Annotated in this window: 21 protein-coding genes; 5 read left to right on the top strand and 16 right to left on the bottom strand. The window is 57.8% G+C overall.

All coding sequences use genetic code 11. The annotated features are described in order from the left end of the window. The first annotated feature begins 35 nt into the window (after positions 1-35). The 5 genes from PJL69_RS13975 to PJL69_RS13955 all read left to right on the top strand — a co-directional run bounded on the left by PJL69_RS13975 (position 36) and on the right by PJL69_RS13955 (position 6,097). Positions 36-1,064 (top strand): Hint domain-containing protein, encoded by a 1,029-nt coding sequence (locus tag PJL69_RS13975; RefSeq protein ID WP_271310202.1) that lies wholly within the window; start codon positions 36-38, stop codon positions 1,062-1,064. Positions 1,065-1,163: 99 nt separating this feature from the next. Further along, positions 1,164-2,771, top strand: a complete 1,608-nt coding sequence (locus PJL69_RS13970; RefSeq protein WP_271310201.1) for a peptide chain release factor 3 — start codon at positions 1,164-1,166, stop codon at positions 2,769-2,771. A gap of 48 nt (positions 2,772-2,819) precedes the next feature. Next, positions 2,820-3,575, top strand: coding sequence for a hypothetical protein (locus PJL69_RS13965; protein ID WP_271310200.1), 756 nt, complete (start codon positions 2,820-2,822; stop codon positions 3,573-3,575). Beyond that, positions 3,572-4,522: a glycosyltransferase family 2 protein gene (locus tag PJL69_RS13960; protein WP_271310199.1), complete on the top strand. Its 951-nt coding sequence runs from the start codon at positions 3,572-3,574 to the stop codon at positions 4,520-4,522. The genes PJL69_RS13965 and PJL69_RS13960 overlap by 4 nt, the downstream gene beginning before the upstream one ends. Positions 4,523-4,699: 177 nt before the next feature. Next, on the top strand, positions 4,700-6,097 hold the full coding sequence (locus PJL69_RS13955; protein WP_271310198.1) for a DEAD/DEAH box helicase: 1,398 nt from the start codon (positions 4,700-4,702) through the stop codon (positions 6,095-6,097). A gap of 91 nt (positions 6,098-6,188) precedes the next feature. Here the strand turns inward: PJL69_RS13955 and PJL69_RS13950 are convergent, their stop codons facing one another. The 16 genes from PJL69_RS13950 to nuoF all read right to left on the bottom strand — a co-directional run bounded on the left by PJL69_RS13950 (position 6,189) and on the right by nuoF (position 22,253). Beyond that, entirely contained in the window at positions 6,189-7,853 is a 1,665-nt protein-coding gene (locus PJL69_RS13950; protein WP_271310197.1) for a ribonuclease J, read from the bottom strand. After that, positions 7,850-8,626: a type III pantothenate kinase gene (locus PJL69_RS13945; protein ID WP_209100156.1), complete on the bottom strand. Its 777-nt coding sequence runs from the start codon at positions 8,624-8,626 to the stop codon at positions 7,850-7,852. Before PJL69_RS13945 ends, PJL69_RS13950 begins: the two co-directional genes overlap by 4 nt. A gap of 25 nt (positions 8,627-8,651) precedes the next feature. Beyond that, on the bottom strand, positions 8,652-9,404 hold the full coding sequence (locus tag PJL69_RS13940) for a biotin--[acetyl-CoA-carboxylase] ligase (RefSeq protein ID WP_271310196.1): 753 nt from the start codon (positions 9,402-9,404) through the stop codon (positions 8,652-8,654). A gap of 114 nt (positions 9,405-9,518) precedes the next feature. Continuing rightward, on the bottom strand, positions 9,519-10,958 hold the full coding sequence (gene nuoN / locus PJL69_RS13935; protein ID WP_271310195.1) for an NADH-quinone oxidoreductase subunit NuoN: 1,440 nt from the start codon (positions 10,956-10,958) through the stop codon (positions 9,519-9,521). 14 nt (positions 10,959-10,972) lie between these two features. Beyond that, positions 10,973-12,517, bottom strand: coding sequence for an NADH-quinone oxidoreductase subunit M (locus PJL69_RS13930; RefSeq protein ID WP_271310194.1), 1,545 nt, complete (start codon positions 12,515-12,517; stop codon positions 10,973-10,975). Then, complete coding sequence (gene nuoL / locus PJL69_RS13925; protein ID WP_271310193.1) at positions 12,517-14,670, bottom strand: NADH-quinone oxidoreductase subunit L; 2,154 nt, start codon at positions 14,668-14,670, stop codon at positions 12,517-12,519. The genes PJL69_RS13930 and nuoL overlap by 1 nt, the downstream gene beginning before the upstream one ends. A 6-nt stretch (positions 14,671-14,676) precedes the next feature. Then, positions 14,677-14,982: an NADH-quinone oxidoreductase subunit NuoK gene (nuoK, locus tag PJL69_RS13920; RefSeq protein WP_209100166.1), complete on the bottom strand. Its 306-nt coding sequence runs from the start codon at positions 14,980-14,982 to the stop codon at positions 14,677-14,679. 45 nt (positions 14,983-15,027) lie between these two features. Beyond that, the gene (locus tag PJL69_RS13915) at positions 15,028-15,630 is read right to left on the bottom strand and encodes an NADH-quinone oxidoreductase subunit J (protein WP_271310253.1); all 603 of its coding nucleotides are present in this window, start codon (positions 15,628-15,630) and stop codon (positions 15,028-15,030) included. Positions 15,631-15,632: 2 nt separating this feature from the next. Continuing rightward, on the bottom strand, positions 15,633-16,040 hold the full coding sequence (locus PJL69_RS13910) for a carboxymuconolactone decarboxylase family protein (RefSeq protein WP_271310192.1): 408 nt from the start codon (positions 16,038-16,040) through the stop codon (positions 15,633-15,635). Between the two features lie 17 nt (positions 16,041-16,057). Beyond that, entirely contained in the window at positions 16,058-16,552 is a 495-nt protein-coding gene (gene nuoI / locus PJL69_RS13905; RefSeq protein ID WP_271310191.1) for an NADH-quinone oxidoreductase subunit NuoI, read from the bottom strand. A gap of 1 nt (position 16,553) precedes the next feature. Then, positions 16,554-17,594 carry an NADH-quinone oxidoreductase subunit NuoH gene (gene nuoH, locus PJL69_RS13900; RefSeq protein WP_209100172.1) on the bottom strand — a complete coding sequence of 347 codons (1,041 nt, stop codon included), beginning with the start codon at positions 17,592-17,594 and terminating at the stop codon, positions 16,554-16,556. A gap of 6 nt (positions 17,595-17,600) precedes the next feature. After that, entirely contained in the window at positions 17,601-18,017 is a 417-nt protein-coding gene (locus PJL69_RS13895; RefSeq protein ID WP_271310190.1) for a hypothetical protein, read from the bottom strand. Between the two features lie 7 nt (positions 18,018-18,024). Further along, positions 18,025-20,043, bottom strand: a complete 2,019-nt coding sequence (nuoG, locus tag PJL69_RS13890) for an NADH-quinone oxidoreductase subunit NuoG (RefSeq protein ID WP_271310189.1) — start codon at positions 20,041-20,043, stop codon at positions 18,025-18,027. 3 nt (positions 20,044-20,046) lie between these two features. Then, positions 20,047-20,460: a DUF5333 domain-containing protein gene (locus PJL69_RS13885; RefSeq protein WP_271310188.1), complete on the bottom strand. Its 414-nt coding sequence runs from the start codon at positions 20,458-20,460 to the stop codon at positions 20,047-20,049. A gap of 103 nt (positions 20,461-20,563) precedes the next feature. Beyond that, the gene (locus tag PJL69_RS13880; protein ID WP_271310187.1) at positions 20,564-20,935 is read right to left on the bottom strand and encodes a hypothetical protein; all 372 of its coding nucleotides are present in this window, start codon (positions 20,933-20,935) and stop codon (positions 20,564-20,566) included. 19 nt (positions 20,936-20,954) lie between these two features. After that, entirely contained in the window at positions 20,955-22,253 is a 1,299-nt protein-coding gene (gene nuoF, locus PJL69_RS13875; RefSeq protein WP_271310186.1) for an NADH-quinone oxidoreductase subunit NuoF, read from the bottom strand. Between the last annotated feature and the right edge of the window lie 3 nt (positions 22,254-22,256).

Below are 22,256 nucleotides of genomic sequence, written 5' to 3'. Positions count from 1 at the left end.
GGGCGCCCACTTGGAACCAAATGAGAAGGTCAGATATGTTTGCTCAAGGTCAAGACACAGCGATGCCGTCACAGCGGCTGCCAGTGTATCTTGCGGAAGCATTCTCCGTAGCGGATGGTGCAAACCTTGGCGACGCGCTGTCTTTTGCAGAAGAACTGGTGCTGGATGACATCTATACGCTTGCAGTGTCCGCCAAAGTGCAGAGCCTGTCGTTGCGCACAGATGGGGCCGGACAGCACTTCGTTGCAAGCGACCGTGGTCTGGGCGCAAAAGATGCGCGGGTGTTTTTAGATTGTGTCGCGACATTCATGCCCCCAAGCGGTGACACAATTGAGGTGCTGGTACTGGTAGAGGTGGATGACGCGGGAGGCGTTGTGCAGATATATGGCGCGGCGTTGGCGCCGCTGACCCCCAAAACCAACTACGCGCTGGTTGGCGTGGATCGTGGCGTGGCAGAAACGCGGCTGGCGCAGCTGGCCTGTGTGAGTTTCACCAGCGGCACGCATATCACCATGGCCACCGGTGAGCAGCGCAGGGTCGAAGATCTGAAGATCGGGGATCGCGTCCTGACACGGGACGACGGCCCACAGGAACTTCGCTGGATTGGGCATTCTGTTCAACGCGCCAGTGGGGAATTTGCGCCGATTGTGATCACCAAAGGCACGTTAAACAACGCCGACGATCTTCGGGTGAGCCCGGACCACAGGCTGTTTGTGTATCAGCGTCATGACCATATTGGCGTGGGCCGCAGCGAACTGCTTGTAAAGGCCCGCCATCTGGTGAACGGCGAGACCGTCTATGCGGCTGAGGGTGGTTTTGTCGACTATTACCAGCTGATGTTTGACACCCATCAGATCATTTTTGCCGAAGGGATTTCGGCGGAAACCATGCAGATGGACACACGCACCCGTCCCGCCGTGCCCAAAGAGGTGACGGAACGCCTGCAACGGCAGGCCGCCAACAACAGCACGCGTGGGGCCCCCGCCGCGCATCTTGAAGTGCATGAAAGCCTGCTGGACCGCCCCGACGCGGTTGAGCTGCTGCGACGCGCTTCCTCCAAGTGAATTCCAATAGATTTAACGGGATGATTTGACGGGGCACTGTTACGCCCTGCTCTCTGCTTTTCCTTGCGAAAAGGCGCGCGCGCGCCTATACGCGCGACCATGTTGGACACGAGCACAAACCGCCCCGAATTGCCGCCTGAGATTGCGCGCCGCCGTACGTTTGCGATCATTTCGCACCCGGACGCCGGGAAAACCACGCTGACGGAGAAGTTCCTGCTGTATGGTGGTGCGATCCAGATGGCGGGCCAGGTGCGTGCCAAGGGCGAGGCGCGGCGGACACGCTCTGACTTTATGCAGATGGAGAAAGACCGCGGGATTTCCGTGTCGGCCTCTGCCATGTCGTTTGATTTTGGCAACTTCCGTTTCAACTTGGTGGACACACCGGGCCACAGCGACTTCTCTGAAGACACCTATCGCACGCTGACCGCCGTGGATGCGGCGGTGATGGTGATTGACGGCGCCAAAGGTGTGGAAAGCCAGACACAGAAGCTGTTTGAGGTCTGCCGCCTGCGCGATCTGCCGATCCTGACCTTCTGTAACAAAATGGACCGCGAGAGTCGCGATACCTTTGATATCATTGATGAGATTCAGGAAAATCTGGCGATTGACGTAACACCCGCAAGCTGGCCGATTGGCATGGGGCGCGAGTTCCTCGGCTGCTATGACATGCTCAACGATCGGCTGGAGCTGATGGACCGCGCGGATCGGAATGTGATCGCCGAGACCATTCAGATTGACGGGCTGGACGATCCAAGACTGGCTGATCACGTGCCTGCCCACCTGCTGGAGAAGTTGCAGGAAGAGGTCGAAATGGCCAAAGAGCTGCTGCCGCAGCTGGATCCGCAGGCGGTGCTGGAAGGGCATATGACGCCGATCTGGTTTGGCTCTGCGATCAACTCCTTTGGGGTGAAAGAGCTTATGGATGGCATTGGCTCTTACGGGCCGGAGCCGCAGGTGCAGACCGCGCAGCCGCGTGAAATTGCACCCGAGGAGAAGAAGGTTTCAGGCTTTGTGTTCAAGGTTCAGGCCAATATGGACCCAAAACACCGCGACCGTGTGGCCTTTGTGCGGATGGCGTCAGGCCACTTTAAGCGCGGCATGAAACTGACCCATGTGCGCACCAAAAAGCCGATGGCGATTTCCAATCCGGTGCTTTTCCTCGCGTCTGACCGGGAGCTTGCGGATGAGGCTTGGGCCGGTGACATCATTGGCATCCCCAACCACGGGCAACTGCGAATTGGCGACACGCTGACCGAAGGCGAAGCGCTGCGCGTTTCCGGCATTCCGAGCTTTGCGCCAGAACTGTTGCAGGGCATTCGCGCGGGCGATCCGCTGAAGGCAAAACACCTTGAAAAAGCGCTGATGCAATTTGCCGAAGAAGGCGCGGCGAAGGTGTTTAAGCCGATGATCGGTTCCGGCTTTATTGTGGGGGTTGTTGGGCAGCTGCAGTTTGAAGTGCTCGCCAGCCGGATCGAGATGGAATACGGCCTGCCTGTACGCTTTGAACAGAGCCAGTTCACCTCTGCCCGTTGGGTCAACGGCGAACGGCAAGCTGTTGAAAAATTTGCGGATATGAACAAACAGCACATCAGCTATGACCATGATGGCGATGTGGTGTTCTTGACGCGCCTGCAGTGGGACATCGACCGCGTGGCGCGCGATTATCCTGATGTGACGCTGACCGCCACCAAAGAAATGATGGTCTGACACAGTCTGCGATTGCACGGGGGATTGCCCTCGTGCAAACATCGCGCCATGACCGACGACACCCTCACCTACCCGGGCGGCTTCGCCTATATGATGGAGCGCTATGAGGGGCGGCGCGATCCCTTTGATTTTGGCCCTGAAGACTTGCCGCCGCTGGATGTGGATCTGGCGGCGTTGAAAGCAGCAATTGTGCCGGGAAGCGCCACGCAAAAACAGCCGGATGACCCAAACACCAGTTGGGCGCGCAAGCGTCGCCAGATTGCGGAAGAGTTTGTCGCCAAAAGCGCGTTGGCTTTTCTGAATGCGCAACTGATTTCCAACCTGCGCAAACGTGAACACCCGCCACAGTGTGCCGCCTTGTTTCGCAGGATTTGGGCCGAAGAACACGCCCACCTTATCGCAGAGTTGAACCTACGCTGGCTGGTGAGCTCAGTACAGACATTCGCCGACCATGGGGATACCGCCGCGCAGCGTGAAGTTGGGCAGGCTTTGAAGATGCTGTTTGGAATGATGAAACTCTATGAGTTTGAGCGCAGTTTCAGTGGGTTGCCTCCGCAGAAAGAACATAGCTTCGGCAAGCGTGTCAAAACCCGGCTGCCGCTGGATATGGAGGCGTTTTCGTTGATTCACGGGGGGCTCGACATCAACTTGATTGCGCCTGTCTGGGACATGGCCAAGCGAGATACCGTGATTGCCCCGCTGGCGGAACATTTGCTGGCGGAATTGATTGCGGAGCCGGGCGGCGTGTTTCGCCGACTTGCGCAGATGCGCGCCAAACGCACGCGGCAAAAGGCTGATAAATGACAGTAAAGCAAGCAAGCTGGGGCGTGGTTGCGACCGTCAAAGCCCCTGCGAAAGATATCTTGAATTTTGTTGCCCATCACTTGGAAATGGGTGCCCAGCATATCTGGATCTATCTGGACGCGCCCAATCCGGAGGCTAAGGCGCTGCTCAAAGCGCATCCAAAGGTCACCCCCGTGAGCACGGGTGAGAATTATTGGCTGAAGGCGCGCGGTAAGCGCCCGCCAATGCATCAGAACAGACAAGCCTATAACGCGCGCCACGCCTATCACCGGGCGCGGAATTTGGACTGGTTGCTGCATTGCGATGTGGATGAATTTTTGTGGCCAGACCGTTCCATTGCAGCGCAACTTGCGGCCTTACCCACTGACTGTCTGGTGGCCCGTGTGCGGCCTGCTGAGGCGCTGGCCCCGCTCGAAGACGGGACGGAGCCACGGCTGTATAAACGCTTCATCGCGAGCAAAGACGACCGTACGCGGCTTGTGGCCGAAATCTATCCGACGTTTGCGCCCTATCTGAAAGGCGGGTTTGTAAGTCACGTGGCAGGCAAGATCTTCATGCGCACCAAACAGGATGACATGACGATCAAAATTCACAACGTGATCCAGAACGGAAACCGCAATCCGGGTCAGGTAGAACTGACGGACACAACGCTGCTGCACATGCACACCAAAGGGTGGACGCATTGGGAAAAGAGCTTCGCTTACCGCCATCGCAAAGGCTCTTACCGTGATGAGCTTGGCGCGGCGACACCGGAAGAGGAAGGCGGACTTAATCTGCACAAGCTCTTCGCCCATCTTGCGGAGGAGCCAGACGGATTGCGCCAGTTTTATGAAGAGGCCTGTCTCGCAACGCCTGAATTGGTTGCCCGATTGCAGGCGCACGACCTGCTGCAAGACTGCGCATTGCATTTGGATGCGACACGGCAGAAACACTTTCCTGAGTTTTAGGGTAAATGTTTCCTAAATCACGCCAAAATGATGAGACGCTGCTGGTTTCGTTGACCTAGAGCCTTTCGTGGGTTAGAACGCCCGCCATGGATCGATATCGCCATGTGTTGCGGGGCCATACGGGCCTGATCCAAAAGCCGATACGGGCCAAGATGTGTCCGTAAACCACGGATACAAATGACAAAATTTTCTGACCTGAACCTCAACCCGAAGGTGCTGAAAGCGATCAGCGAAGCGGGATATGAAACGCCAACCCCCATTCAGGAGGGTGCGATTCCATCCGCACTTGAAGGGCGAGACGTTCTTGGCATTGCGCAAACCGGCACCGGGAAAACCGCGAGCTTCACTCTGCCGATGCTCTCCTTGCTGGCGCGTGGTCGTGCGCGCGCACGGATGCCGCGCAGTCTGGTGCTGTGCCCCACACGGGAATTGGCCGCACAGGTTGCCGAGAACTTTGACACCTATTCCAAATACCTGAAGCTGACCAAAGCGCTGCTGATTGGTGGGGTGAGCTTTAAGGAGCAAGAGGCGATCATCGACAAAGGTGTCGATGTTCTGATCGCCACACCGGGCCGCCTGCTCGACCATTTTGAGCGCGGCAAGCTGATCCTGTCTGACGTGAAAGTCATGGTGGTGGACGAAGCGGACCGTATGCTCGACATGGGCTTTATCCCGGATATTGAGCGCATCTTTGGCCTGACCCCCTTCACCCGTCAGACGCTCTTCTTCTCTGCCACGATGGCGCCGGAAATCGAGCGGATCACCAACACGTTCCTTTCCAACCCGGAGCGTGTAGAAGTGGCCCGTCAGGCGACTGCGAGCGAGACGATTGAGCAGGGCGTTGTGATGTTCAAAGCCTCACGCAAAGATCGCGAAGGCAGCGAGAAGCGTAAAGTGCTGCGCGCGCTGATTGATGGCGAAGGCGACAAATGCAGCAATGCGATCATCTTCTGCAACCGTAAGACGGATGTGGATATTTGTGCAAAATCGCTCAAGAAATACGGCTATGACGCGGCGCCGATCCACGGCGATCTGGATCAATCCCAGCGCACCAAGACGCTGGAAGCGTTCCGCGGTGGTGAGCTGCGCATTCTGGTGGCCTCTGATGTGGCGGCGCGTGGTTTGGACGTGCCCAGCGTGAGCCATGTGTTCAACTTTGATGTACCAGGTCATGCTGAGGACTACGTGCACCGGATTGGCCGCACAGGCCGTGCGGGGCGCGAAGGCAAAGCCTTCACAATCTGTAATCCACGGGACGAGAAAGCCTTTGAAGCGGTGGAAGCGCTGATCCAAAAAGAGATCCCTCGCGTTGAGAACCCGGTCAAGATTGAGCCACGCAAACCGCGCAAGCCCAAAGCGGATGCAGCCAAGACTGAGGAGAAGCCAGCGGTGGTTGAGGCACTCGACATGCCGGCGCAGGACGAACCACGTGGTCGCGGAAATCGGGGACGTGGGCGCGGCCGCTATGACCGGCGCGACGACAACAACCGCGTGGTGGGCATGGGCGACCATCTGCCAAGCTTCATTGCGCTGAGCTTTGATGAGCGCCGCGATGCTGAGAACGCGGCAGGCTAACGCCGCCGTTCTTCTTGCAAGACCACTGAAACGACAAAGGGCCCCGCTGGGGCCCTTCTTTGTTGCGTGTGGTTGTGACTGTCAGCTCAGGTCAGCTCAGACGGCTGACAATCACAGTGACTTCGGGCTTTTTGCCAATCTCGTCACGCGCGGCATTGCGCACGATGCGGCGAATGTCGCCTTCGAGTTTGTCATCATCGGACAGCGTCTTCTCTTTGGCACGGCCCAGGAACTGGGTCACGTCTTCTTCGAGCACATCAACCAGCGGCGCCTGAGAACGACCCATTTCGGGCAGGCCCATGACTTCGCACCACGCTTCGCCAAGAGGCTCATCATCTTCGTCAAGCAGCACGGTGACGATCACATGGCCATTCAGCGCCATACGGATACGATCGCGCACAATGCCGTCGAGCGCGCCGATCTGAGCACTGCCGTCGAGATAAGTGCGGCCGGTTTCCACATAACCCGCGATCGAAGGCTGGTCGCCAGAGAGGTCCAACATGGTGCCGTTCACGGCCACGATTGAGGCACGGCCGCCTTCGTTGGCGAGCTTGGCATGTTCGCGCAGGTGACGGTGTTCACCGTGGTTGGGGATCACCATCGTTGGATTCACGATGTCATGCAGGCGTTTGAGGTCCGGGCGGTTGGCGTGACCGGACACATGGTATTTGCCAGAACTGTCATCGACCACATCCACACCCATTTCGGAGAATTGGTTGATGATGCGGATCACGCCTTTTTCGTTGCCCGGAATGGTTTTGGAGCTGAAGAGGAACAGATCGCCCTCTTTCAGTTTGATGCCATTGTATTTGCCACGGGCCAATTGCGCGCTGGCAGCGCGGCGTTCGCCTTGGGAGCCGGTGACCAACAGCATTAGGTTTTCACGCGGGATGCTGGCGGCGTCTTCGGGGCTGACCACTTTCGGGAAGTCAGCCAAAACGCCGGTCTGGATTGCGGCTTCGATCATCCGGCGCATGGCGCGGCCCATCAGGCAGATGGAGCGCCCTGCCCGTTCGCCGGCCTCTGCCAGCGTTTTCACACGAGCCACGTTGGAGGCAAAGGTGGTGGCGACCACCATGTTGGGCGCCTTGGCAACCAGAGCTTCGATTTCCGGCCCGACGGAGGCTTCTGAACGGCCTTCATGGGGGGAAAAAACATTGGTGCTGTCACAGATCAGCGCTTTGACGCCATCTTTGGACACTTCCGCCCAGAGCGCTGGATCAAAGGGTTCGCCCACCAGCGGGGTTTCATCGAGTTTGAAGTCACCAGAGTGAATGACACGGCCTGCGGGCGTGTCGATCACCAAGGCAGCGCTTTCCGGGATGGAGTGGCTGACAGGCAGGAAGCCCACTTTGAAAGGGCCTGCCTGCGTGACCTCGGGCCAAGCAGAGACGGTGCGCACCATCTCTTCGGGCTGGCCGCGATCCGACATTTTGTGACGCGCCAGGTTCGCGGTGAAGGCACGGGCATAGACCGGCACGCCAAGGCGCTCCCAATAGTGGCCAACTGCGCCGATGTGATCCTCGTGACCATGGGTGATGAAGACCGCCTCAAGACGATTTTTGTTTTCCTCAAGCCAACGGATGTCGGCGAAGATCAGATCAACGCCGGGGCTGGTTTCCATGTCGGAAAACGCCACCCCAATATCCACCAGAATAAGTCGTTCGTTGTCTGCTGGCCCATAGCCATAGACATAGGCATTCATGCCAATTTCGCCGGATCCGCCCAATGGCAGATAAATCAAGCGGTCGCTCATGCGCCCTGCTCCTTGTTAAAGTCGTGGATGACGGTCAAGCCGTGCATCGTTAAATCATCTTCGATGGAGTCAAACAGGTGGTCGCCCTGCTCAAAGAGCGGCGCGAGGCCGCCCGTTCCCACCACTTTCATGGGCGCGCCATATTCCGCCTTGATCCGGGAGATAATGCCTTCGATCAGGCCGGTATATCCCCAGAACACGCCAGACTGAATACAGCCCACAGTGTTTGTGCCAATCACCTTTTCGGGTTGGCTGACATCGACATGCGGCAGTGCCGCCGCGCCCGAGTGCAGCGCCTCTAAGCTAAGGTTCACGCCCGGTGCAATCACACCGCCCACATAAGCGCCATCCTCGGCCACCACATCAAAGTTTGTCGCTGTGCCAAAATCCACAACAACAACATTGCCGCCGTGGCGGTCATAGGCGGCAACCGCATTGGCCAGACGGTCGGGGCCGGGCTGTGTGCCCTGATCCACGCGTGGTGCATGGGGCAATTTGCAATCGGGTTTGCCCACCACCAGCGGGCGACAGTTGAAAAAGCGATCCGCAAAGACGCGCAGGTTCCACACAACACGTGGCACGGTGGAAGAAATCACCACATCGGTGATGTCTGCATCAATGCCGTAATGTGTGATCAACGTGGAATACCATGTGAAATACGCATCTGCGGTGCGGGCATGGTGTGTGGAGGTGCGCAGGGTGCACAGGAACTTCTCCCCATCCCAGATGGAGAACACGGTGTTGGTATTGCCGCAGTCGATGGCCAGAAGCATGGCGCAGATCCCCCTATCCCGTGGATCAGAAAAAGATATCAGCCGCCGCAACAGCGACGCGGCCCTTCGCGGTCTTCAACACCAGATTTCCAGCGCTGTCTACCGTTTCAAAGGTGCCTGTGGTCTCCTCGCGCGTGGTACGTGCCGTCATCACCTCACCGATGCGGGCCGCACGGGCGAGCCAAGCGGTGCGGATCGGTTCAAAGCCATAGGTGACGAACTGCGCCTCCCACCGGGCATAAGACGCGGCCAGCGCATCCAAAAAGCTTTCAGGATCCACAGCGGCCCCGGTTTCTGACAGCAGCGATACAGGACGCGTGGCCTGTGCCTCTACCGCGCCAGTGTCTGGCGCATGGGCAAGGTTGACCCCAATCCCAATGGCGATGTGGCTGACAGCGCCGCCCGCAAGCCCCGCACTTTCCAGCAGGATCCCCGCAACTTTGCCTCCATTGAGCAGAACGTCGTTGGGCCATTTGAGCGCAAAGCCCGCGCTGCGCCCAGTTACGGCGACAAAGGCATCATAGAGTGCCAGCGCCGCCACAAAGGAGCGCAGCGCCACTTGATCAGGGCTTTCTGCAGGGCGCATGACCAGCGTGGCGGCAAAATTGCCAACAGGATCTACCCATGCGCGGCCACGGCGGCCGCGGCCTTTGGTCTGGCGCAGCCCAAGGATCCATTCTGGCGCCATAAGCTCTGGTGCGATACGCGCGGCTTCTGCGTTGGTGCTGTCCACTTCCGCCAAAACGCGGCGGCCATAGCCTTCGGGCCAATTGGTCATATGTATTCGTCTTCTACTGGTCAAAATACCTTCGGCGAAGGCTCTCTCAAAAACAGCAACGCGCCCTGTCTGGACGCGTCACACTTCATTTACAAACGCCATACGGCAAAACACTCATTGCAGCAATGCTGCGGCAGCCGCCTGTGCGGCTGTGTCCACCCCAAAGAAGTTGACCACCCCAAGAAGCATGACTGCGGCACTTACCATCAGCAGGACTTGCTGCATGGGGGAGCGCGGTGGATCTAGCGCATCACGCTCTTCGCCGAAATACATGAAATAGACGATGCGCAGATAATAGAATGCGCCGATCACCGAGGCAATCACACCGGCCACGGCCAACCAGGCCAAACCAGCATCAAAGGCGGCGCGCAGCACATAAAGCTTGCCAAAGAAGCCAAGGAACGGCGGCACACCTGCGAGCGAGAACAACAGGAACAGCATCGCCAGGGCGCGGCCCGAAGACCGTTTGGCATACATGTTGAGCGCATCGATATCGAGCATCGGGCGGCCGTCTTTCTCCATCGACAGAATGAAAGCGAAGGTGCCAATGTTCATGGTGAGATAGATCGCCATATAGACCAGCATTGCCTCCACACCCAATGCGGTGCCTGCTGCGAGCCCCATCAGCGCATAGCCCATATGCGCAATCGAGGAATAGGCCATCAGACGTTTGATATTGCGCTGCCCAATAGCGGCGATGGCCCCAAGGAACATCGACAAAACGGACAGAAGCGCGATGATCTGCTGCCAGTCGCTGACAACGCCGCCAAAAGCGTCAAACAGCACGCGGGCAAACAGACCCATGGCTGCAAGTTTGGGGGCCGTTGCAAAAAACGCGGTGATCGGGGTTGGTGCGCCCTCATACACGTCCGGGGTCCACATGTGGAACGGCACGGCAGAGACTTTGAACGCCAGACCGGAGATCACGAAGGTTAGCCCAAACAGCAGACCAAGCGGCAGATTGTCGTCGCCGGCGGCCTGAATGATGCCCGCAAACTGTGTGGTGCCGGCAAATCCATAGACCAACGACGCGCCATAAAGCAGCAGACCTGAGGACAATGCACCGAGAAGGAAGTATTTCATACCCGCCTCTGTCGACTTCACACTGTCCCGGCGGAGAGAGGCCACCACATAGAGCGCGAGCGATTGCAGCTCCAGCCCCATATAGAGTGCGATCAGATCTCCGGCAGAGACCATCGTCATCATGCCAACGGTCGCCAGAGCCATCAGGACCGGATATTCAAATCGCGCAATCCGGCGCCGCGCCATGTAGTCCTGCCCCATCACAAGCACAGCCGCGCCTGCAAGAAGGATGGCGACTTTGGCAAAGCGCGAAAACGCATCATCGTGGAACATGCCATTGAAGCCGACGTTTTCGCCGCTGCCTGACGCGCCAATCCATATGGCAAGGAGCACAAACACACCTGCGGTCAGCCATGTGAGCAGCCCCGCCATTTTGTCTTTGCCCGTGTAGACCACGCCAACCAGCGCACCCATCGCGTAAAGTGCCAGCAAGATTTCCGGCAAGATGATATTCAGATCAGCTTGGATCATATCTCATACGCTCCTTAGTGCGATGCCATCTGGCTGGCAGCAGCGCCATTGGCCAGAGCGATGTCATAGTTGGAAACCAGTTGCTCGACAGAGGGGCCGATGATGTCGGTCACCAGCGAGGGGTACACTCCGAGGATCAGCGTCATGGCCACAAGCGGCGCAAAGATCATCTTTTCGCGCGGGGTCATATCGGTGATCGACTTCAGGCTTTCCTTGATGAGATTGCCCAACACCACGCGGCGGTAGAGCCAAAGCGCATAGGCGGCAGAAAAGATCACGCCTGCAGTGGCCACTAGAGCGACCCAAGTGTTGACCTGGAACACGCCCATCAGGGTGAGGAATTCGCCGACAAAACCCGAGGTTCCCGGCAGACCGACATTGGCCATGGTGAAGAACATGAAGATTAGCGCATAGGCGGGCATGCGGTTCACCAGACCACCATAGGCGTCGATCTCACGCGTATGCATGCGGTCATAGATCACCCCAACACAGAGGAAGAGCGCGCCGGAGATAAATCCATGGCTCAGCATCTGGAAGATCGCCCCGTCAATGCCCTGTTGATTGGCGGCAAAGATGCCCATGGTCACATAGCCCATATGCGCCACCGAAGAATAGGCGATGAGCTTTTTCATGTCTTCCTGCACCAGCGCCACCAGCGAGGTGTAGACAATCGCAATCGCCGACATCCAGAGGATCAGGGGGGTCAGCACCTCAGAGCCGATCGGGAACATTGGCAAACTGAAGCGCAGGAAGCCGTAGCCGCCCATCTTCAGAAGGATCGAAGCCAGCACCACGGAGCCCGCCGTCGGCGCCTGTACGTGGGCATCAGGCAGCCAGGTGTGGACCGGCCACATCGGCATCTTCACCGCGAAAGAGGCAAAGAAGGCGAGGAACATCAAAGTCTGGACGCCGCCAATCACCGTGAAGCCCAGAACATTCATGGTTTCAGATGCAAACTCATAGGTCATGAGCGTCGGAATGTCGGTGGTGCCTGCCTGAACAAACATGCCAACCATTGCCACCAGCATCAGCACAGAGCCGAGGAAGGTGTAGAGGAAGAACTTGAAGGAGGCATAGATGCGGTTCTTGCCCCCCCAGATGCCGATGATCAGGAACATCGGAATGAGACCGGCTTCAAAGAAGAGATAGAACAGCACCAGATCCAGCGCCATGAACACGCCAAGCATCAGCGTTTCCAGCATCAGGAAAGCGATCATATACTCTTTGACACGGGTCTTCACATCCCAGGAGGCCCAGATCACCAGCGGCATGATGAAGGTGGTCAGCATCACAAAGAGCACAGAGATCCCATCCACGCCCATTTTGTAAGTGAACCCCATGATCCATTCCCGCTGTTCCACGAACTGAAAATCCGTGTTGCTGGGATCAAACCCTGACAGAATGAAAAGCGAGACCAAGAAGGTGATCACCGTGGTGGTGAGCGCCACGCGTTTGGCGTTGCGGTTGGCCATTTCATCTTCGCCGCGCAGGAACACCAACAGGATGAACGCCGCAAAGGTCGGCAGGAAAGTGACGAGAGAGAGCAGGCTGTCATTCATCAGTTTGCGCCTCCGCTGATGGTCATCCAGGTGACCAGAATCACGATCCCGACCACCATCGCCAGAGCATAGGTGAAGATGTATCCGGTCTGTGCGCGACCCGCCAATTTCGTGAGCATCGGAACAAAGCCCATCGCCAAGCCATTGATGCCGCCATCAATCACAGCACCATCGCCGCGCCTCCAAAGGAAGCGCCCGATGGCTTTGGCAGGACGGACAAAAATCGCGTCGTAAAGCTCGTCAAAATACCATTTGTTCAAGAGGAACTGATACAGGTAGCGCTGGCTTTCGGCGGTTCTGGCTGGCATCGACGGATCCCAGATATAGAACCACATGGCCATCACAAAGCCGAACAGCATGGCCACAAACGGGCTGACCTTGACCCATTTCGGCGCGTGGTGCGCCTCATCCATCACATGGTTGGACGGATGGGTGAAAATCGCGCCCTGAGGGGCTTCGCCGTGATGCGCCGCAGCCACCGCCGCGTGATCTGCATCGCTATGTGTGTCTGCGTGGCCTTCATCATGCGCATGATCATCATGGGCACCATGATCACCGGCCTTGGCCTCAGCATGGTCATCACCGTGATCGTCATGGGTTTCGCTGTGTTCTGCGTGGTGTCCCGGCACGCCGTAGAATTTGTTGACCGTGTCATGATCGCCAAAGAAGGCGCCAAACCAGATCATCCCAGCAAAGATCGCGCCCAGCGACAGTACGCCCAGTGGGATCAGCATGACCGTCGGGCTTTCATGGGCGTGCTCGTGGGTTTTGCGATTGCCACGTGGCTCCCCATAGAAAGTGAGGAACATCAGGCGCCAGCTGTAGAAGCTGGTGAACATGGCGGCCACAACAAGCGCCCAGAAGGCAAAGCCACCAGCAGTGCCCGCCCACGCGCTCTCGATAATGGCGTCTTTGGACAGGAAGCCTGCAAAACCGATGTGGGTCAGCGGGATGCCGACACCTGTGATGGCAAGTGTGCCAATCATCATCGCCCAGAAGGTATAAGGGATCTTTTTGCGCAGGCCGCCGTAGTTGCGCATGTCCTGCTCGTGATGCATCGCGTGGATGACCGAGCCTGCACCCAAGAAGAGCATCGCCTTGAAGAAAGCGTGGGTGAAGAGGTGGAACATTGCGGCGGAGTAGACGCCCACACCTGCGGCCACAAACATGTAACCGAGCTGAGACATGGTGGAATAGGCAATCACGCGTTTGATGTCGTTTTGCACGAGGCCGATGGTGGCGGCGACAAAAGCAGTGGCGGCACCGAGGAATACGATAAAGGCCTTGGCTTCATCGGCATATTCGATCAGCGGGGACATACGCGATACAAGGAACACGCCGGCAGTCACCATGGTGGCCGCGTGGATCAGCGCCGACACCGGGGTCGGGCCTTCCATCGCGTCTGGCAACCACGTGTGCAGGAACAGTTGTGCTGATTTGCCCATCGCACCGATGAAGAGCAGGAAAGCCACCAGATTGGCCGCGTTCCATTCACGCCAGAGAAACTCAAGCTGGGTTTCTGCCAACACGGGGGCCGCGGCGAAGATGTCATCGAATTTGATGCTCTCGGTCAAAAAGAAGATCGCGAAGATGCCGAGCAGGAAGCCAAAATCGCCGACGCGGTTGACCACAAAGGCTTTGATCGCCGCGGCGTTTGCGGACGGCTTTTTGTAATAAAACCCGATCAAGAGATAGGACGCGACGCCCACACCTTCCCATCCAAAGAACATCTGCAGGAGGTTATCTGCTGTGACCAGCATCAGCATGGTGAAGGTGAAGAAGGACAAATAGGCGAAGAAACGCGCCTTGTAGGGCTCACCATCCCCCCAGTTTTCGTCATGCGCCATGTAGCCCATGGAATAAAGGTGCACGAGGGCGGACACTGTGGTGACCACAATCAACATGATCGCCGTCAGTCGATCCACTCGGATGGACCAACTGGTGTCGAGATGACCCGATTGGATGAAATCCAGAATGTGAATCTGTTTGACGTGTTCGGCATCGAGCCCAAGGAAGACAATCCAGCTCAGCAGGCAGGCCCAGAAGAGAATGCCCGTGGTGAGCCACTGCGCCGCTTTTTCGCCAATCACGCGCCAGCCGAAGCCCGCAATCAGCGCGCCAAACAGCGGTGCAAAGAGGATGAAGGTTTCCATGCGCGCTTAGCCTTTCATCATATTGACGTCTTCGACCGCGATGGTGCCGCGGTTTCGGAAGAAGGAGACGAGGATCGCAAGGCCAATGGCGGCCTCTGCTGCGGCAACTGTCATCACAAAGAGCGCAAACACCTGCCCAGCAAGATCACCGAGGAACGACGAAAATGCGACGAGGTTGATGTTGACTGACAGCAAGATCAGTTCGATGGACATCAACAGGATGATGATGTTCTTCCGGTTGAGGAAGAGGCCAAAAATGCCGATCACAAACAGCGTCGCTGCGACGCCCAGGTAGTGTTCCAAACCAATCATTCTCGGTCCCTCGGTTCTTTTGTCTTCCGGTTCTGCGGCGGTGGCTTAAAGCCCCTGCCCCGGTTTTACGTCTTTCAGTTCCATCGCATCTGCGGGGTCGCGCCACATCTGTTCGAGCACGTTCTGGCGCTTGATGTCTCTACGGTGGCGCAGGGTCAGCACGATCGCGCCAATCATCGCCACAAGCAGGATCAGACCCGCCAGCTGGAACAGCAGGAAGTACTGATCATAAAGGATCAGCCCCAGTGCTTCGGTGTTATGGGCATCCGTTGGCGTGACCGCACCGCGCAGCGCCTGCGCTTCATCGGCGAACTGCCAAACCCCGAAGGCCATGCCGAGCTGCATCAGGAGGATCACGCCGATGAGCAGCGCCAGCGGCATATATTGCGCCATACCCGCCTTCAGCTCTGCAAAGTCCACATCCAGCATCATCACCACAAAGAGGAAGAGCACCGCGACCGCACCGACGTAAACGATGATCAGAAGCATGGCGACAAACTCCGCCCCGAGCAGCACAAACAGCCCGGCCGAGCTCAGAAACGCGAGGATCAGCCAGAGCACCGAGTGCACAGGATTGCGGCTGATCACGGTGAAAAGCCCCCCTGCGATCACGCAGATTGCAAATAGCCAGAATGCCATCGCTGCCATGGTCATGTGTCTTGCCCCTCTTGTTCGGCCAGAACCTCCTGCACAATTTCCATCGCGCGGGTGGTAGCGGGAATACCGGCAAACATCGACATTTGGCCGATGGTTTCCACAATTTCTTGTTTTGTGGCCTCTGCCTCGACCAGATGACGGATGGTGAGACGCATCTGTGCGTCCGCCTGTGCCCCCAGCATGGTGAGCGCCCCCAGCATGAGCAGAAGGCGGGTTTTTGCATCAAGCCCCCCCTGATTGAGGGTGTTGCCAAAGAACATTTCCATCACATCCTTGGGCATGGTCGGCCAAAGCGCCTCAAACCCTTTGGGCGTAAAGCTCTCCAGTGCGGGATTGAAGGCTTTTGCCATCTCCTGATACTGGGCGAACATCGCCTGATATGGGTTTTTGGTGTCGCTCATGGTCCTTTGATCCTCACTCAGCGATAGGGCGCGTCGATTTCGAGGTTGCGGGCGATTTCCGCTTCCCATCTTGCGCCGTTTTCCAACAGCTTCTCTTTGTCATAGAAAAGCTCTTCGCGTGTTTCAGTGGCAAATTCGAAGTTTGGCCCTTCGACAATAGCATCCACCGGGCAGGCTTCCTGACAGAAACCGCAGTAGATGCATTTGGTCATATCGATGTCATAGCGGGTGGTCCGGCGGGAGCCATCTTCGCGCGGTTCGGCATCAATGGTGATGGCCTGAGCCGGGCAGATCGCCTCACAGAGTTTGCAGGCGATGCAGCGTTCTTCGCCGTTGGGGTAACGCCGCAGGGCGTGTTCGCCGCGAAAACGTGGCGACAGCGGGCCCTTTTCATGCGGGTAGTTCACGGTCGCCTTGGGTTTGAAGAAGTACTTCATGCCAAGACGGAAGCCGCCAATGAAATCTTTCAGCAGGAAATAGCCAGCCGCGCGTTTGTAGTCGATTGCTGTCATATCAGCCTCCAATCGCCCAGCGGGCGTATGCGCCGCCAAAGAGTTCAAATTTTGCAAGGAAGGCCACCAACACGACCCATGCGAGCGACATCGGCAGGAAGACTTTCCAGCCAATGCGCATCAGCTGGTCATAGCGGTAGCGCGGGGTGATCGCCTTCACCATCGAGAAGATGAAGAAGACAAAGCAGATCTTGGCGAACATCCAGAAGATGCCATCGGGCAGGAAATTCACCGGGGAGAGCCAGCCGCCCAGGAACAACAGTGACACCAGCGCGCACATCAGAACGATGGCGACATATTCGCCGATCATGAACAGCAGGAAGGGCGTGGAGCTGTATTCCACCTGATAGCCAGCGACGAGCTCGGATTCCGCTTCGGGCAGATCAAACGGCGGACGGTTGGTTTCCGCCATGGCCGAGATCAGGAACAGGAAGAGCATCGGGAAATGCGGCAGCCAATACCAGCTGAGCGCGCCGTATTTGCCGTCTTGCGCGTTCACGATGTCGCCGAAGTTCATTGAGCCGGTGGTGATGATCACCCCAATGATGATCAGGCCGAGCGACACCTCATAAGAGATCATCTGCGCGGCAGAGCGCAAAGAGCCCAAAAACGGGTATTTGGAGTTGGAGGCCCAGCCCCCCATGATCACGCCGTAAACCTCAAGCGAGCTGATCGCCATGACGTAAAGAATGGCAACGTTGAGGTCAGACACCACCCAACCGTCGTTGAATGGGATCACCGCCCAAGCGATCAATGCCATCACGAGGCTGACCATGGGCGCAAGCAGGAAGACCGCTTTGTCTGCGCCCGCCGGAAACACGATTTCTTTCACAGCGTATTTGATGAAATCCGCAAAGCTCTGCAGCAGGCCGAAGGTGCCCACAACATTGGGCCCCCGGCGCAGCTGTACCGCCGCCCAGATTTTGCGATCCGCATAGAGCAGGAACGCCAGTGCCACCAACAACGGCACCACAACCAGCAGCACCTGCCCAAGGGTCAGAAGGAAAATGCCGAGGTATGTGGAGGAAAAGAAATCAGTCATAGAGCCTCACACCGTTGGTATTTCGTTTTCTTGGCAGTTCGCAACGATGACTTCTGCGTCTATCGTTTTGAGACCACGTGGTAGCGCCGGGGAGATGGTATACACCGCATCCCCTTTCCAAACGCCGTCCTGATTGTCGGTCGTTGTGCGCACATGCCGCGCAAAGCCAAACCCGCGGATCAGCGTGTACTGCGCGGCGGCGCATTCTGCATAATCATGCACGTCTTCCGCATCGCGGGCGCCGCTCATCGTCACATGAAAATTCACCAGATCGCCCTCAAGCAGACGCGTGTCCACGCCAAGGTAGAGCGGGGCGAATTCCGTCTCGCCACGGCTCACATCACTGCTGGGTTGCGGCGCACAGGCCGCAAGCGTGGCCAGGCTGGCTGCTGCGATTGTGATATGGAGAGGCGTCTGTGTCATTTTCACTTCATTCTGCCGCGATCTGTTCAGCACCGCGGGATTTTGCATTGGCGGAAAGCTCCGCCATCAACGCGCTGGCCCTGGCAATGGGATTTGTCAGGTAGAAATCCTGTATGGCTGGCAGGAAAGTGGCTTTGCCCAAATGGGCAACGTCCAGAGGTTGCCATTCGTTTTCAATAACTTGATCGACCTTCTTAAGGTGCGGAACCTGTTTCACAAGAGCCTGTCGCAGCTGGCTGAGTGTGTCATAAGGCAGGACCGCATCAAGCTCCGCACTGAGCGCCCGCAGGATCGCCCAGTTTTCCTTGGCTTGGCCGGGCGCAAACCCTGCGCGCATGGCGAGCTGCGGGCGGCCTTCGGTGTTCACAAACAACCCGTTTTCTTCGGTGTAAGCGGCAGCGGGCAGGATGACATCAGCGCGATTGGCGCCGCGGTCGCCATGGCTGCCCTGATAGATCACAAGGACACCGGGATCGATTGTCACCTCGTCTGCGCCGAGATTGTAGATCACCTCGGCCCCCTCAACGGCTGCGCTCAGCCCGCCTTCGGTCACGGCACCAACATCCATCGCCCCCACACGAGACGCGGCAGTGTGCAGGACCATGAATTTGGACTGCGCGGCCTCTGCAAGGGCCATGGCGGTTCCGAGAACGGCGGCGCCGTCCGCTTCGCGAAGGGCGCCCTGCCCCACAATCACAACACCGGGTTTGCCGTGCTGATCTGCATGATCCTGTGCCGCCAGTTTGGTCAGCGCATCCCGATCATCCCCCAGATGAGTGTACTCATAAGTGAGATCCGCCGCTGCGCCGATCAGCGCAACTTTGGCCCCTTTGAGCCACGCCTTGCGAATGCGGGCGTTCAGAACGGGCGCCTCGTCACGCGGGTTGGTGCCGATCAGCAGGATGGTTTCGGCGCTGTCGATATCTTCAATCGCCGCAGTGCCCACATATCCCGAGCGGTTGCCGATTGGCAGGCGCGCGTTGTCGGTGCGGCATTCCACATGCCCCTCCAGCCCTTCGATCAGCTGTTTGAGGGCAAAGGCGGCCTCTGTCGGGACAAGATCGCCGACAAGTCCCGCCACTTTCTTACCCTTCATGGCGTTGGCGGCCGCTATCAGCGCCTCTGGCCAGCTGGCGGGTCGCAGCTTCCCATCCACGCGCACATAGGGTTGATCAAGACGCTGGCGGCGCAGCCCATCCCAAACAAAGCGGGTTTTGTCGGAAATCCACTCTTCGTTCACCCCGTCGTGGTTGCGTGGCAGAATGCGCATCACTTCGCGCCCTTTTGTGTCCACACGAATGCTGGAGCCAAGCGCATCCATCACATCGATGGTTTCGGTCTTGCTCAGCTCCCATGGGCGGGCGGTGAAACTGTAGGGTTTGGAGGTGAGCGCGCCCACGGGGCAAAGATCAATGATGTTGCCCTGCAGATTGCTGTCGAGCGTTTCATTGAGGTAGCTGGTGATTTCCGCGTCTTCCCCTCGCCCGGTCTGACCCATCTGCGTGATGCCTGCGACCTCAGTCGTGAAGCGCACACAGCGCGTGCAGGAGATGCAGCGCGTCATGGTGGTGGCGACAAGCGGGCCGAGGTTGAGATCATCCACCGCCCGCTTGGGTTCGCGAAAGCGATTTTCGCTGATGCCATAGGCCATGGCCTGATCCTGAAGGTCGCATTCGCCCCCCTGATCGCAGATCGGGCAATCCAGCGGGTGGTTGATGAGCATAAACTCCATCACCCCTTCCCGCGCTTTTTTCACCATGGGCGATGTGGTTTTCACCACAGGCGGCTGCCCTTCCGGGCCGGGGCGCAGATCCCGCACCTGCATGGCGCAGGACGCCGCCGGTTTGGGCGGGCCGCCCACAACCTCCACAAGACACATCCGGCAATTGCCGGCAATCGACAGGCGCTCGTGGTAGCAAAAACGCGGAATTTCGATCCCGGCCACTTCACAGGCCTGAATCAGGGTCATCGCGCCCTCGACCTCGATTTCGCTGTCGTCGATGATGATCTTGCGGAGGTCAGACATGGATTACTTCGCCCTCAAGTACACGCCGATCTGGCTGTTGCGTTCCATTTCCGCCCGCCCCAGCGCGCAGAATGTTTCCGGATTTTCGTGGCTTGCGCCCTTGTGTTTGAAATAGGCATCGCCCCGCGCACGCATGCGTGCCTTCTCCTCATCGGAGTCAAGGAACGCGCGGATTTCCTCATTGCTGTAGCCCAGCGACCGTGCCTTGCGCACCAGCGCCCAGCCATCTGTTGCCCCTTTGAGCTTGCGCCCCTCAAGACTGTCGCAGGCATCCGCAATTTCAAAGGCCACCAATGCCCAATAGAGGGGCTCATAGATCTCTTCGACCTCTCGCAGAGAGGGTTTGGCTGAGGCACCCCCAGCACCCCCAGCCAGAACGATGCTTCCCAACAGGGCGGCCGATATCAGACGTTTCATGCACACACTCCTTTTGCATGGGCAAAGTGATCCTTTGCCTGCACACTCAAAGGCGCGTGTGGCGCTGTTAGGCAATAACAGCAAGCGTATGTCAGATATCCGATCAAGGGCGACAGAACCCTTCCAACGTGATTTTGTCGTCCACGGGCACGATGTTTTCATGCTCTGGCCCAATCAGCCAATCAACGCTGGAGGTGCCATACTCCGAAATGCAGTATTTGAAGGCTTCGTATTCTCCTGCTTGACGTGCGCCCACCAAACTTTGGTTGGCCCGAGACACTGTCACGGAGAAATGGTCTCGCGTCTCGCGAGAGACTTGTTGCGCTTTGGCTTTGTAAAGGTGGCCGTCGAATGTCACCTTGTCACGTTTGCTGCGAAAACTGTCGCGAAACCCGTCCCCACAAGCAGACAACGCCGTGGCCGCAGCCAGGATTATCAAGAGTTTGCCGCTTGGAGATTTGAGAGCTGTGGTCATAGTTGGGTCCATTTGTATGTCACTCCGCCGCCATGACGCCGGGGCGTCGGCTTTTTTTGGCTTTAATGCGGCCTTCGATTTCATCGCGGAAGTTGCGAATAAGCCCTTGTATCGGCCAAGCGGCGGCATCGCCAAGAGCACAAATGGTGTGACCCTCAACTTGCTTTGTCACATCCCAGAGCATGTCGATCTCTTCGGGGTCTGCATTTCCTTCGACAAGGCGCTCCATGACGCGCATCATCCAGCCTGTGCCTTCGCGACACGGAGTGCACTGGCCGCAGCTTTCATGCTTGTAGAACTTAGACAAACGCCAGATAGCTTTGATGATGTCGGTCTGTTTGTCCATCACGATCACCGCAGCGGTGCCAAGGCCCGAGCCGAGATCGTTGCGCAGATAGTCGAAATCCATAGTCGCGTCGCGCATGTTTTCGCCGCGCACACAGGGAACGGAAGATCCGCCAGGGATCACCGCCAAAAGATTGTCCCATCCCCCGCGAATGCCGCCGCAGTGCTTTTCGATCAGTTCCTCAAAGGAAATCGACATGGCCTCTTCAACGACACAGGGGTTGTTCACATGGCCAGAAATCGCAAAAAGTTTAGTGCCTGCGTTGTTGGGGCGGCCAAAACTGGCAAACCACTCACCACCGCGCCGCAGGATGGTGGGCACCACGGCGATGGATTCCACGTTGTTGACGGTTGTTGGGCAGCCATAGAGCCCCGCGCCTGCCGGGAAGGGCGGCTTCATGCGTGGCATGCCTTTTTTGCCCTCAAGGCTTTCGATCAATGCGGTTTCTTCGCCGCAGATATAAGCGCCTGCGCCATGATGCAGGAACACATCGAAGTCCCAGCCAGACCCGGCGGCATTTTTGCCAAGCAGCCCGGCATCATAGGCTTCATCAATTGCCGCCTGAAGCGCTTCACGTTCGCGAATATACTCGCCACGCAGGTAGATGTAGCAGGTGTGGGCGTTCATCGCGAAAGAGGCGATCAGCGCGCCTTCGATCAGCGTATGCGGATCATGGCGCATGATTTCGCGGTCTTTGCAGGTGCCGGGCTCTGATTCATCAGCGTTGATCACCAGATAAGCCGGACGCCCGTCGCTTTCCTTGGGCATAAAGGACCACTTCAAACCCGTCGGGAAGCCCGCACCACCGCGCCCGCGCAGGCCGGAGGCTTTCATCGTGTCAATGATCGCGTCGCGCCCCTGCTGGATCAGCTTGGCGGTGCCATCCCAATGGCCACGCGCCTGTGCACCTTTGAGCGTGCGGTCATGCATGCCATAGATGTTGGTAAAGATACGGTCCTGATCTTTGAGCATCCC

Source organism: Shimia sp. MMG029 (assembly GCF_027947445.1).
Taxonomy (GTDB): domain Bacteria; phylum Pseudomonadota; class Alphaproteobacteria; order Rhodobacterales; family Rhodobacteraceae; genus Shimia.
This window is presented reverse-complemented; position numbering and strand designations above follow the sequence as displayed.

Excerpts from the sequence above, each read along its gene's own strand:
- PJL69_RS13910 (WP_271310192.1), bottom strand. The coding sequence starts at position 16,040 with ATGAGCGACACCAAAAACCCATATCAGGCGATGTTCGCCCAGTATCAG.
- PJL69_RS13945 (WP_209100156.1), bottom strand. The coding sequence starts at position 8,626 with ATGCTTCTGGCCATCGACTGCGGCAATACCAACACCGTGTTCTCCATC.
- PJL69_RS13930 (WP_271310194.1), bottom strand. The coding sequence starts at position 12,517 with ATGAATGACAGCCTGCTCTCTCTCGTCACTTTCCTGCCGACCTTTGCG.
- PJL69_RS13975 (WP_271310202.1), top strand. The coding sequence starts at position 36 with ATGTTTGCTCAAGGTCAAGACACAGCGATGCCGTCACAGCGGCTGCCA.
- nuoN (WP_271310195.1), bottom strand. The coding sequence starts at position 10,958 with ATGATCCAAGCTGATCTGAATATCATCTTGCCGGAAATCTTGCTGGCA.
- PJL69_RS13950 (WP_271310197.1), bottom strand. The coding sequence starts at position 7,853 with ATGAGCGACCGCTTGATTTATCTGCCATTGGGCGGATCCGGCGAAATT.
- PJL69_RS13915 (WP_271310253.1), bottom strand. The coding sequence starts at position 15,630 with ATGGCAGCGATGGCATTCTGGCTATTTGCAATCTGCGTGATCGCAGGG.
- PJL69_RS13880 (WP_271310187.1), bottom strand. The coding sequence starts at position 20,935 with ATGACCACAGCTCTCAAATCTCCAAGCGGCAAACTCTTGATAATCCTG.
- PJL69_RS13885 (WP_271310188.1), bottom strand. The coding sequence starts at position 20,460 with ATGAAACGTCTGATATCGGCCGCCCTGTTGGGAAGCATCGTTCTGGCT.
- PJL69_RS13895 (WP_271310190.1), bottom strand. The coding sequence starts at position 18,017 with ATGACACAGACGCCTCTCCATATCACAATCGCAGCAGCCAGCCTGGCC.
- nuoG (WP_271310189.1), bottom strand. The coding sequence starts at position 20,043 with ATGTCTGACCTCCGCAAGATCATCATCGACGACAGCGAAATCGAGGTC.
- nuoI (WP_271310191.1), bottom strand. The coding sequence starts at position 16,552 with ATGACAGCAATCGACTACAAACGCGCGGCTGGCTATTTCCTGCTGAAA.
- nuoH (WP_209100172.1), bottom strand. The coding sequence starts at position 17,594 with ATGACTGATTTCTTTTCCTCCACATACCTCGGCATTTTCCTTCTGACC.
- PJL69_RS13940 (WP_271310196.1), bottom strand. The coding sequence starts at position 9,404 with ATGACCAATTGGCCCGAAGGCTATGGCCGCCGCGTTTTGGCGGAAGTG.
- PJL69_RS13960 (WP_271310199.1), top strand. The coding sequence starts at position 3,572 with ATGACAGTAAAGCAAGCAAGCTGGGGCGTGGTTGCGACCGTCAAAGCC.
- nuoK (WP_209100166.1), bottom strand. The coding sequence starts at position 14,982 with ATGATTGGTTTGGAACACTACCTGGGCGTCGCAGCGACGCTGTTTGTG.
- nuoL (WP_271310193.1), bottom strand. The coding sequence starts at position 14,670 with ATGGAAACCTTCATCCTCTTTGCACCGCTGTTTGGCGCGCTGATTGCG.
- PJL69_RS13970 (WP_271310201.1), top strand. The coding sequence starts at position 1,164 with ATGTTGGACACGAGCACAAACCGCCCCGAATTGCCGCCTGAGATTGCG.
- PJL69_RS13965 (WP_271310200.1), top strand. The coding sequence starts at position 2,820 with ATGACCGACGACACCCTCACCTACCCGGGCGGCTTCGCCTATATGATG.
- PJL69_RS13955 (WP_271310198.1), top strand. The coding sequence starts at position 4,700 with ATGACAAAATTTTCTGACCTGAACCTCAACCCGAAGGTGCTGAAAGCG.
- nuoF (WP_271310186.1), bottom strand. The coding sequence starts at position 22,253 with ATGCTCAAAGATCAGGACCGTATCTTTACCAACATCTATGGCATGCAT.